Origin of the sequence: Methylobacterium frigidaeris, from assembly GCF_022179185.1 — a bacterium.
Lineage (GTDB): Bacteria > Pseudomonadota > Alphaproteobacteria > Rhizobiales > Beijerinckiaceae > Methylobacterium > Methylobacterium frigidaeris.
The window spans coordinates 207,632-218,538 of sequence record NZ_BPQJ01000009.1 but is presented as its reverse complement, the minus strand read 5'-3'; the positions used below and the strand labels follow the sequence as shown (position 1 = coordinate 218,538).

Below are 10,907 nucleotides of genomic sequence, written 5' to 3'. Positions count from 1 at the left end.
GCCGGCGCCCGTTCGGGCTTGCCTGGCACCTTCGAACGCGTCCGTTCGAAGGTGCGGCGGTATGAGGTCACCCGAGGCTTCGCTGTGCGGCCCCGGGATGGCGCGGAGGGTGGCAAGCCGCTCGTTCTGCAAGACAGGAGGCCGAACAGGCCCCCGCCCCGCTCACCCGTTGCGGAACGTGTAGCTGTAGCCGTTCAGGGCCGGCGCGCCGCCGAGATGGGCGTAGAGCACCTTCGAGCCCTTGGGGAAGAAGCCCTTCTGAACGAGGTCGATCAGGCCCTGCATCGACTTGCCCTCGTAGACCGGGTCGGTGATCATCGCCTCGAGCCGGGCCGCGAGGCGGATCGCCTCGACCGTCTCCTTCGATGGCACGCCGTAGACCGGATAGGCGTAGTCCTCCTTGAGCACCACGTCGTCGGCCACGATCTCGCCCGCACCCACCAGCGCCGCGGTCTTCTGCGCGATCTCCAGCACCTGCGCCTTGGTCTGGGCCGGGGTGCAGGAGGCGTCGATGCCGATGACGTGGCGGGCCCGGCCGTCGGGCTTGAAGCCGACCAGCATGCCCGCATGGGTCGAGCCGGTGACGGTGCAGACCACGATGTAGTCGAAGTGAAGGCCCAGCTCGGCCTCCTGCTTGCGGACTTCCTCAGCGAAGCCGACATAGCCGAGGCCGCCGAACTTGTGCACCGAGGCCCCGGCGGGGATCGCGTAGGGCTTGCCGCCCTTGGCCTTCACGTCCTCGACCGCCTGCTTCCAGCTGTCGCGGATGCCGATATCGAAGCCTTCATCCACGAGCTGCGACTCGGCGCCCATGATCCGCGTCAGCATGATGTTGCCGACCCGGTCGTAGACAGCGTCCTCGTGCGGCACCCAGGCTTCCTGGATCACCCGGCACTTCATGCCGATCTTGGCCGCCACCGCCGCCACCATGCGGGTGTGATTCGACTGCACGCCGCCGATCGACACCAGGGTGTCGGCACCCGAGGCGATCGCGTCCGGCACGATGTATTCGAGCTTGCGCAGCTTGTTGCCGCCATAGGCGAGACCCGAATTGCAGTCGTCGCGCTTGGCGTAGATCTGCACGTCGCCGCCGAGATGCGCGGTCAGCCGCGGCAGGTGCTCGATCGGGGTCGGGCCGAAGGTCAGGGGATAGCGCTCGAACTGCGACAGCATCGATGGGGTCATCGCCGGGGTCCTGTGTGGAAGCCGGGTTCAATTTAGCAGGCCTTTTTTGGAAGGTGCTCTCGAACTCACGCGATTTTTGATCCCCGTCGACATCTAGACCGGTCCGACGTGCTAGAGGCTTCCGTGGATAGGCTGCCACGCGGAAGGATCTTTCATGCCCGACGGGCTCGACCGCATCGACGTGAAAATTCTCCGTCTGCTGCAAGAGGATGGCCGGATCGGCAACGCCGAGCTCGCCAAGCGCGTCAACACCAGCCCGGCGACCTGCCATCGCCGCACCCAGCGCCTGTTTGACGAGGGATACCTGCGCGGCGTGCGCGGGGTGGTGGCGCCGGACAAGGTCGGGCGCGGTTCCCTGGTCCTCGTCGGCGTGGTGCTCGACCGCTCGACGCCCGAGAGCTTCTCGGCCTTCGAGGCCGCGGCTTTGGCCATGCCGACGCTCCTCGATTGCCACCTCGTCGCCGGCGACTTCGACTACTTCCTCAAGATCCGCGTCTCCGACATGGCCGACTTCAACCGGATGCACAGCGAGATCCTGATCGCCCTGCCCGGGGTGCGCCAGACCCGGACCTTCTTCGTCATGAAGGAGGTGATCGACAACGCGCCGCTCAGCTTGTGAGATCGCGGCGGTTGCCGCTGTACGCAGTTTGTTCTAGTCCTTGCCGAAGACTTACCCGGAGCCTTGGCCCGGGAGCCCATCTGGTTATCCGTAGGGTCGGCCCCATCTGGTCAGCCATACGGTCGACAGGGTTCTCGGCATCGCGGGCGCCCGGCCGGTCCCCGGTCCCACCAAGCCTGGCCGCGCCTCGTCGGCGGCGGCCCGGAGCCTTCCTGCATGGCCTCTCTCGACAAGCTCTTCGACCGTTCCGCGGAGGGCCGCGTGATCGCGGTGCGGGGCGCCCGCGAGCACAACCTGAAGAACGTCGACCTGACGATCCCGCGCGACAAGCTGGTGGTGTTCACCGGGCTGTCGGGTTCGGGCAAGTCGTCGCTCGCCTTCGACACCATCTATGCCGAGGGGCAGCGTCGCTACGTCGAATCGCTCTCGGCCTATGCGCGCCAGTTCCTCGAGATGATGGCCAAACCCGACGTCGACCAGATCGACGGGCTGTCGCCGGCGATCTCGATCGAGCAGAAGACCACCTCGAAGAACCCGCGCTCGACGGTCGGCACCGTCACCGAGATCTACGATTACATGCGCCTCCTGTGGGCGCGGGTCGGCATCCCTTATTCCCCCGCCACCGGCCTGCCGATCGAGAGCCAGACCGTCAGCCAGATGGTCGACCGGGTGCTGGCCCTGCCGGAGAAGACCCGGCTCTACCTCCTCGCGCCGGTGGTGCGCGGCCGCAAGGGCGAGTACCGCAAGGAGATCGCCGAGTTCCAGAAGAAGGGCTTCCAGCGCCTGCGCATCGACGGCGAGTACTACGCCATCGACGACGTGCCGAAGCTCGACAAGAAGCTGAAGCACGACATCGACGTGGTGGTCGACCGGATCGTGGTGCGGGCCGACATGGCCTCGCGGCTGGCCGATTCGTTCGAGACCGCGCTGGAGCTCGCCGACGGCATCGCGGTCGTGGCCTTCGCGGATACGCCCGAGGAAGGCGCGGCTCCCGAGCCGATCACCTTCTCGTCGCGCTTCGCCTGCCCGGTCTCCGGCTTCACGATTCCGGAGATCGAGCCGCGGCTGTTCTCGTTCAACAACCCGTTCGGCGCCTGCCCGACCTGCGGCGGCATCGGCCACGAGATGCGGATCGACCCGACGCTGGTCATCGCCGACGAGGCCTTGAGCCCGGCCCGCGGCGCCGTCGCGCCCTGGGCGAAATCGACCTCGCCCTATTACGGCCAGACCCTGGAGGCGCTGGCGAAGCACTACCGCTTCCGCACCGACACGCCCTGGGGCAAGCTCACCGAGGCCGCCCGCCAGGTGGTGCTCTACGGCTCGGACGGCGACGAGATCCGCTTCGCCTACAATGACGGCTTACGCGCCTACGAGGTCTCGAAGCCGTTCGAGGGCGTGATCCCGAACCTGGAGCGGCGCTACAAGGAGACCGACAGCGACACGGCGCGGGAAGACATCGGCCGGTTCATGGCCGAGACGCCGTGCTCGGCCTGCAGCGGCAAGCGCCTGAAGCCCGAGGCGCTGGCGGTGAAGATCGCGGGCTTCGACATCGGCGACGCCACGGTGCTCTCGGTGCGCGACGCCCACCGCTGGTTCGGCGAGCTGCCCGAGCATCTGAGCCAGAAACAGAACGAGATCGCGGCCCGCATCCTCAAGGAGATCCGCGACCGGCTGACCTTCCTGGTCGATGTGGGGCTCGAATACCTCACGCTCGCCCGGGGCTCGGGCTCGCTGTCGGGCGGCGAGAGCCAGCGCATCCGCCTCGCCTCGCAGATCGGCTCGGGGCTCACCGGCGTCCTCTACGTCCTCGACGAGCCCTCGATCGGCCTGCACCAGCGCGACAACGAGCGCCTGCTCGGCACGCTGAAGCGCCTGCGCGACCTCGGCAATTCCGTCATCGTGGTCGAGCACGACGAGGACGCGATCCTGCAAGCCGACTACGTCGTCGACGTCGGGCCCGGCGCCGGCATCCATGGCGGGCAGATCGTGGCGCAAGGCACTCCGCCCGAGCTGCTGGCCGACCCGAACTCGCTGACCGCCAAATACCTCACCGGCGCGCTCTCGGTGCGGGTGCCGAAGAGCCGGCGCAAGGCCAAGCGCAACCCTGCCGCCAAGGTCGAGGCGCCCGAGTCGCAGATGCTGCGCCTCGTCGGCGCCCGCGGCAACAACCTGAAGGACGTGACCGCCGAGATCCCGCTCGGCACCTTCACCTGCATCACCGGGGTGTCGGGAGGCGGCAAGTCGACCCTCGTCGTCGACACGCTCTACAAGGCGGTGGCGCGCAAGCTCAACGGTGCGCTCGAACACCCCGCCCCCCATGACCGCATCGAGGGGCTGGAGCACCTCGACAAGGTCATCGACATCGACCAGTCGCCGATCGGCCGCACCCCGCGCTCGAACCCGGCGACGTATATCGGCGCCTTCACGCCGATCCGCGACTGGTTCGCCGGCCTGCCCGAAGCCAAGGCCCGGGGCTACCAGCCGGGCCGGTTCTCGTTCAACGTCAAGGGCGGGCGCTGCGAGGCCTGCTCGGGCGACGGCGTCATCAAGATCGAGATGCACTTCCTGCCCGACGTCTACGTCACCTGCGACGTCTGCAAGGGCAAACGCTACGACCGCGAGACCCTGGAGGTGAAGTACCGCGAGCGCTCGATCGCAGACGTGCTCGACATGACGGTGGAGGAGGCGGCCGAGCTGTTCAAGGCGGTGCCGGCGATCCGCGAGAAGCTCGAGACCCTGGCCCGGGTCGGCCTCGGCTACGTCCGGGTCGGCCAGCAGGCCACCACCCTGTCGGGCGGCGAGGCGCAAAGGGTGAAGCTCTCCAAGGAGCTGTCGAAGCGTGCCACCGGCCGCACCCTCTACATTCTCGACGAGCCGACCACCGGCCTGCACTTCCACGACGTCGCCAAGCTGATGGAGGTGCTGCACGAACTGGTCGACCAGGGCAACAGCGTCGTGGTGATCGAGCACAACCTGGAGGTCATCAAGACCGCCGACTGGGTGATCGACATGGGACCCGAGGGCGGCGACGGCGGCGGCACCATCGTGGCGCAAGGCACGCCGGAGGACATCGCCGCCTCGGAAGCCAGCCATACCGGCCGCTTCCTGCGCGAGGTCCTCGCCCGTCGTCCTGCATCCAAGCCGGCCACGGCCCCGAAAGCGCCGCGGACCCGCAAGCCGGCGGCCAGCAAGCAGGCGGCCGAGTAGTTTCGCGCGGAAACGCCCGCGAAGCATGAGCGCACAGGCGTCCGAACCGCCTGTGCGGCGCAGCAAGTCGACGATTCTGCGCGTCTTCCTGTCCAGTACCACCAAAGTACAAATGCGCTGCCGCATGACGAAAATGCGTCATTTGCGCAACGCATCGGCATGGTCTGCATCGCAGCCGAGCAAAAGACTGGCATTTCGAGCGTGACCGTCAGAACATAAGATCGTTCAGACTGTGCCACACGGCCGACACCGCGAGACCTGCCGAAGCAAGCACGCATCGATAACGTGCAGCATCGGCATTCCATCTGTGCGCATCGGCCCGGATGAGGACTTGGGAAGGAAAGCTCATGGTCAAGTATTGGCTGGCCGCGGGGGCGGCTGCCCTGTCGCTGACCGCGACGGCGTCCTACGCGCAGACCACGACGGTGCCGGGCGAGCAGGTCGGCCTCGCGATCGGCGCGCCGCTGCCCGAGGGTGTCTACGCGATCAACACCTTCACCTATCGCAGCCCCGACGGGCCGAACGCGACCTCGACCGACACCGCGGTCAACGTCCCGGTCCTGGTGTGGTCAACGCCCTGGAAGGTTCTCGGCGCCCGCTTCGAGGCGGTGATCGCCCCGCCGACCATCTTCACCTTCTCCCGAAATGCGGGCGGCCGCGACACCAGCATCAATGTCGGCACCTTCGTCGGCGGCATCTTCGCCTGGGATCTCGGCAACAATGTCGGCGTGAGCTACCTGTCCGGCGTCTACCTCAACGAGCTGAATGCCGGCCGCGGCGGCGGCCTGCCGATCCTGGCCTCGAACACCTACCGCCAGGGCTTCGGCATCAGCTATACCGGCGACGGCTGGAACATCACCGCCAACCTCACCTATAACTTCTACGACACGCCGGCCCGCTTCGGCGGCCGCAACGGCATTCCGGGCTTCTACGGCAGCCAGTTCCCGACCGACGCCCTCAACCTCGATCTGACGGCGACCAAGAAGTTCGGCAAGTTCGAGATCGGCGCCATCGGCTACGGCACCGCCAACCTGCCGAATCGCGGCCCCCTGCCCCTCGGCACGCCCTGCGCCGGCAACTTCGCCACCTGCGGCACGGTGGTGGGAGGCGGCGGCGGCCGCTTCGCCCTCGGCGGCCTCGTCGGCTACGATTTCGGCAAGTTCTCGGTCCAGGCCTGGATCGCCCGCGACGTCGCCACCTCCGCGAAGCAGGTCTCGCCGGTCACCGGACTGCCGACCAACCGCGACGCCTACTCGACCGAGGGCTGGTTCCGCGTCATCGCCCCGCTCTACACCGTCGCGGCGGCGCCCGAGCCGACGCCCGTTCCCCTCGTGCGCAAGTACTGAGGCGCGAAGTCCAGAATCACCCGAGATCCTTCAAGAGACCCCTCCTCTCCCGCCCGGCTCCGCGAGCTGGGCGTTTTCGTCGGTGCGCGCCATGTTCGTTGGTGCACGCGCCATGCCTGTCGGGCCCCGCTCCGCGACCTATAACGGGAGCGAACGGGCGGGGCGGCGCGCCCCGCCGCACGAGACGTGACACGGGGCCTCGAGGCCCCGGCAGGAGGCCATCATGGCGGCGCCCGGCGACTGGAAGATCCCCTCCGCGGTGCAGCCCCGCCCGGCCGCCTATTCCTACGACCTCGACCAGACCCTGACCGCCGTCGTCGCCCTGTCCTCGCGGGTGCCGGACGGCGCCTATACCGCCGAGATCCTCGGCACCGAGCGGGCCGGCAACGGCGTCCTGATCGGCGAGGACGGGCTGGTGCTCACCATCGGCTACCTGATCACCGAGGCCGAGAGCGTCTGGCTCACCGCTCATGACGGGCGCACCGCGCCGGGCCACGTCGTGGGCTACGACGCCGCCACCGGCTTCGGCCTGGTGCAGGCTCTCGGCCGCCTCGACCTGCCGCACTTGGCTCTGGGCAGCGCCGACGGGCTGCGCATCGGCGACCGGCTGGTGATGGCCGGGGCCGGCGGCCGTTCCCGCGCCGTGGCCGCCGAGGTGGTGGCCCGGCAGGAATTCGCCGGCTACTGGGAGTACCTCCTCGACGACGCGATCTTCACCGCGCCCGCGCACCCGCATTGGGGCGGCGCGGCGCTGATCGGCCCGGCGGGGGAACTCACGGGCATCGGCTCGCTCCAGCTCCAGCAGGGCGGCCGCGACAGCCGCGCCATCAACATGGCGGTGCCGATCGACCTCCTGAAGCCGATCCTCCACGACCTGACCACCCTCGGCCGGGTCGCCGGCCCGCCCCGCCCCTGGCTCGGCCTCTACGCGACCGAGATGGACGACCAGGTCGTGGTGATGGGCCTCTCCCCCCGCGCCCCGGCCGAGACCGCCGACCTGCGTGCCGGCGACATCCTGCTGGCGGTGGGCCAGACCGAGGTGAACGACCTCGCCGGCTTCCTGCGCGCCGTCTGGACGCTCGGGCCGGCCGGCGTCACCGTGCCGCTGACCGTGCACCGCGACGGGCGGACCTTGAGCATTCCGGTCGTGTCGGCGGATCGCTCGACGTTCCTGGTGGCGCCGCGGCTGCATTGAGCCGGGTGCTCGTCTCCCGCACACCCTTCCTCTCCCCACCCATGCCGGGCTGTTCGGCGAAGGAAGTGGCGTGGGGGTCCTCCTCTCCCCGGACGGCCCTGCCGTCGCCGGAAGGAGAGTCTACGCACTATGGCGGCCCTCCCCGAGCATCCTGAACCAGCGCCGGATGTGCACGTCACGAGACTGCACATCGGATCATCACCGGGTGCCGCACGCTTGCGCTCCGTCTGTCCCGCGCCGCGCCCCAGGCTCTTGCCGCACACCGTCCTTCGCGTGTGCAGCATAGTGCCTAAATGCCCGAAATCCCTGCGGTTCATGCGTCAGAGTGCTGCCAAATCGGCAGGCACAGGGGTTGGTTGACGATTCCCTGCGCGCTGCATGTGAGTCGCGCATAGCTGGCTTACGCGCCTCCATCTCCCACCAGCGCAGCCATTTCCCATATGGTGCGTTGCAACAGAAGCAGGCAGGCGTTGCCGAAACGGTTCGCACCGACTGCCTGCTCAGAGGTCAAGTCCGATGTTCGTCTCCCTCATCCTCAGCAAGATCCGCTCCTACCTCCGCTACCGTGAGACCGTGCACGAGCTGTCGCGTCTGTCCGACCGCGAGCTCGACGATCTCGGCATCAGCCGCTTCGAGATCCAGGGCATCGCCCGCTCGGTCGCGTAAGCGGACGAGAGCGTACCAAGTCCACGCGTACTGCGTACCCAAGTCGATCGAAGGCCTTCGGGCTACCCATCGTCTCGCGCGCCCGCCCTTCTCGGCGGGCGTTCGCATGTCCGGGCTCCTGGATCGGGCCGCCGGTGTTGCATCGACGGCGCTCGATCCGATATGCCGCGTCATGTCCGGATCAGATCCCATTCACGTCGTCGGCGGCGGCCTCGCCGGCTCCGAGGCCGCCTGGCAGATCGCCGAGGCCGGCCTGCCCGTGGTGCTGCACGAGATGCGGCCCCTGCGCGGTACCGAGGCGCACCAGACCGATGGCCTCGCCGAGCTCGTCTGCTCGAACTCGTTCCGCTCCGACGACGCGGAGCTCAACGCCGTCGGGCTGCTGCACCAGGAGATGCGCCGCCTCGGCTCGCTGATCATGCGTTGCGGCGACGCCAACCAGGTGCCGGCCGGCGGCGCGCTCGCGGTGGACCGCGAAGGGTTCAGCCGGGCCGTGACGGCGGCGCTCGAGGCGCATCCGAACGTCCGCATCGCCCGCGAGGAGATCGACGGCCTGCCGCCCGCCTCCTGGGACAGCGTGATCGTGGCGACAGGCCCGCTCACCGCGCCCGGCCTCGCCGAGGGGATCCGCGGCCTCACCGGTGCCGAGTCGCTCGCCTTCTTCGACGCCATCGCGCCGATCGTGCACCGCGACTCGATCGACATGGGCAAGGCCTGGTTCCAGTCCCGCTACGACAAGGCGGGACCGGGCGGCACCGGGGCCGACTACATCAACTGCCCCCTCGACCGGGAGCAATACGCCGCCTTCATCGCGGCCCTCGTCGAGGGCGACAAGACCTCGTTCAAGGAGTGGGAGGCCTCGACCCCCTATTTCGACGGCTGCCTGCCGATCGAGGTGATGGCCGAGCGCGGCCCCGAGACCCTGCGCCACGGGCCGATGAAGCCCTTCGGCCTGACCAACCCGCACAACCCGACGGTCAAGGCCTACGCCATCGTGCAGCTGCGCCAGGACAACGCGCTCGGCACGCTCTACAACATGGTCGGCTTCCAGACGAAGCTGCGCCACGCCGAGCAGGTGCGGATCTTCCGCACGATCCCGGGCCTGGAGAACGCCGAGTTCGCCCGCCTCGGCGGCCTGCACCGCAACACCTACCTCGACAGCCCGCGCCTCCTCGACGCCACCCTGCGCCTGAAGGCCGAGCCGCGCCTGCGCTTCGCCGGCCAGATCACCGGCTGCGAGGGCTATGTCGAGAGCGCCGCAATCGGCCTGATGGCTGGCCGCTTCGCCGCCGCCGAGCGCCAGGGTCGCTCGCTGGAACCACTCCCCGTGACGACCGCCCTGGGGGCGCTCATCGGCCACATCACCGGTGGGCACGTCTCGGCCGAGGAGGCCGGTGCGCCGCGCTCGTTCCAGCCGATGAACGTCAATTTCGGCCTCTTCCCGCCCCTCGACCGGGCGCCGAAGGCCCCGGACGGCAAGCGCCTCCGGGGCACCGAGAAGGCGCAGGCCAAGAAGCGGGCCCTGACCGACCGGGCGCGGGCCTCGCTGAGCGAATGGCTCGGCGAGGAGCCGGCGCCGCTGCCGGCGGCAGCGGAGTAGATACCGGGCGCCGGGAGGTGAACGGTCTCCTCCGACGATGGATGACGGGTCTTCGAGGCCGCTGGATCGGTTCCCATTCCCACCCGCGACCTCAGGGTGAGGTCGCGGGTGGGATAGTTCGCAACATTGATGAAACGGGCTCCGTGCGGCAGCGGGACCCGAGATTGTGACGCGGGCGCTCGACGCGCCGCCACGCCGTCAACCTCTCGATGAGCACTATCGCACGGACCGCGCCGCCCACCACAACCGCCAGATCCGACGCCAGTTCGGCACCTCGATCACGCTGGCGAGCGGGTCGTAGCCTGGCCGCTCCATCCGCGCGAGATAGCCCTCGACGAGGGCGACCGGCAGGAACGCCGGTGCGGCAACGGCCGCGATCGTCGCCCGCTCGGCCTCATAGGCGGCGAGGTGGCGGCGCACCAGCGCACGCATGTCGGCGCAGGCTCCGAGCAGCCCCGGGCCGCCGCGACCCGCAACGATGTCCTCGCGGGTGACGCCGTGGGCGTTGAGCACGTCCGCCGGCAGGTAGACCTGGCCGCGCCGCGCATGCCAGGGCAGCGCCCTCAGGAGACCCGTCACCGCATAGGCGACGCCGGCATGGCCCGCGGCCGAGGCGCCGCCGGGCTCGGAGCCGTTCGCCAGGATCAGGCTGCCGAGGCGGATCAGGCAGGATGCGGTCTCGCCGCAATAGCCTTCGAGGTCGCGGGTCGAGGGCATCGGGTCGTCGTAGAGGTCGAACACCCGCGCGTCGATCAGGTCGACGAGGGGCTGGCGCGGCAGGCGCGCCTTGACCAGAGTGTCGTCGAGGGCCGCGGCCACCGGATGGGCGCGCACGTCGCCCCGCGCCTCGCCCTGAAGCGCGTCGCGCCACCATTGCAGACGCAGCTCGCCCGGCATCGGGCTCGACACCGCCTCCCGCACACGCGCCACCTCCAGGCTGAACGCCGCGAGCGCGTGGAGATGCGGGCGCGTCTCGGCCGGGGCGTAGAGGCTGGCATACCAGCGGTCCGGGTCGCCCTCGCGCACCAGGGCCTCGCAATGGGCGTAGGCCCAGGCCGGGTCCCGCGTCTCGGGCTGGCTCATGACGTG

8 protein-coding genes are annotated in these 10,907 nt (G+C 69.2%); 6 read left to right on the top strand and 2 right to left on the bottom strand.

Going from position 1 to position 10,907, the window contains the following annotated elements; genetic code table 11:
* Positions 1–162 precede the first annotated feature (162 nt).
* Positions 163–1,173 (bottom strand): 1-aminocyclopropane-1-carboxylate deaminase, encoded by a 1,011-nt coding sequence (locus MFF64_RS12485; protein WP_099907365.1) that lies wholly within the window; start codon positions 1,171–1,173, stop codon positions 163–165.
* A gap of 166 nt (positions 1,174–1,339) precedes the next feature.
* Between MFF64_RS12485 and MFF64_RS12480 the strand changes: the two genes are divergently transcribed.
* The 6 genes from MFF64_RS12480 to trmFO all read left to right on the top strand — a co-directional run bounded on the left by MFF64_RS12480 (position 1,340) and on the right by trmFO (position 9,818).
* Positions 1,340–1,804, top strand: coding sequence for an Lrp/AsnC family transcriptional regulator (locus MFF64_RS12480; RefSeq protein WP_099907363.1), 465 nt, complete (start codon positions 1,340–1,342; stop codon positions 1,802–1,804).
* A gap of 216 nt (positions 1,805–2,020) precedes the next feature.
* Positions 2,021–5,011: an excinuclease ABC subunit UvrA gene (gene uvrA / locus MFF64_RS12475; protein WP_099907360.1), complete on the top strand. Its 2,991-nt coding sequence runs from the start codon at positions 2,021–2,023 to the stop codon at positions 5,009–5,011.
* 347 nt (positions 5,012–5,358) lie between these two features.
* Complete coding sequence (locus MFF64_RS12470; protein WP_099907358.1) at positions 5,359–6,357, top strand: transporter family protein; 999 nt, start codon at positions 5,359–5,361, stop codon at positions 6,355–6,357.
* Between the two features lie 223 nt (positions 6,358–6,580).
* Positions 6,581–7,552 (top strand): S1C family serine protease, encoded by a 972-nt coding sequence (locus tag MFF64_RS12465; RefSeq protein ID WP_099907355.1) that lies wholly within the window; start codon positions 6,581–6,583, stop codon positions 7,550–7,552.
* A gap of 516 nt (positions 7,553–8,068) precedes the next feature.
* Positions 8,069–8,218 (top strand): DUF1127 domain-containing protein, encoded by a 150-nt coding sequence (locus tag MFF64_RS12460; protein ID WP_082173034.1) that lies wholly within the window; start codon positions 8,069–8,071, stop codon positions 8,216–8,218.
* 172 nt (positions 8,219–8,390) lie between these two features.
* A complete protein-coding gene (gene trmFO / locus MFF64_RS12455; RefSeq protein WP_238190968.1) occupies positions 8,391–9,818 on the top strand; it encodes a methylenetetrahydrofolate--tRNA-(uracil(54)-C(5))-methyltransferase (FADH(2)-oxidizing) TrmFO in 1,428 nt (475 codons plus the stop codon).
* A gap of 216 nt (positions 9,819–10,034) precedes the next feature.
* Here the strand turns inward: trmFO and MFF64_RS12450 are convergent, their stop codons facing one another.
* Positions 10,035–10,901: a phytoene/squalene synthase family protein gene (locus MFF64_RS12450; RefSeq protein ID WP_099902141.1), complete on the bottom strand. Its 867-nt coding sequence runs from the start codon at positions 10,899–10,901 to the stop codon at positions 10,035–10,037.
* Between the last annotated feature and the right edge of the window lie 6 nt (positions 10,902–10,907).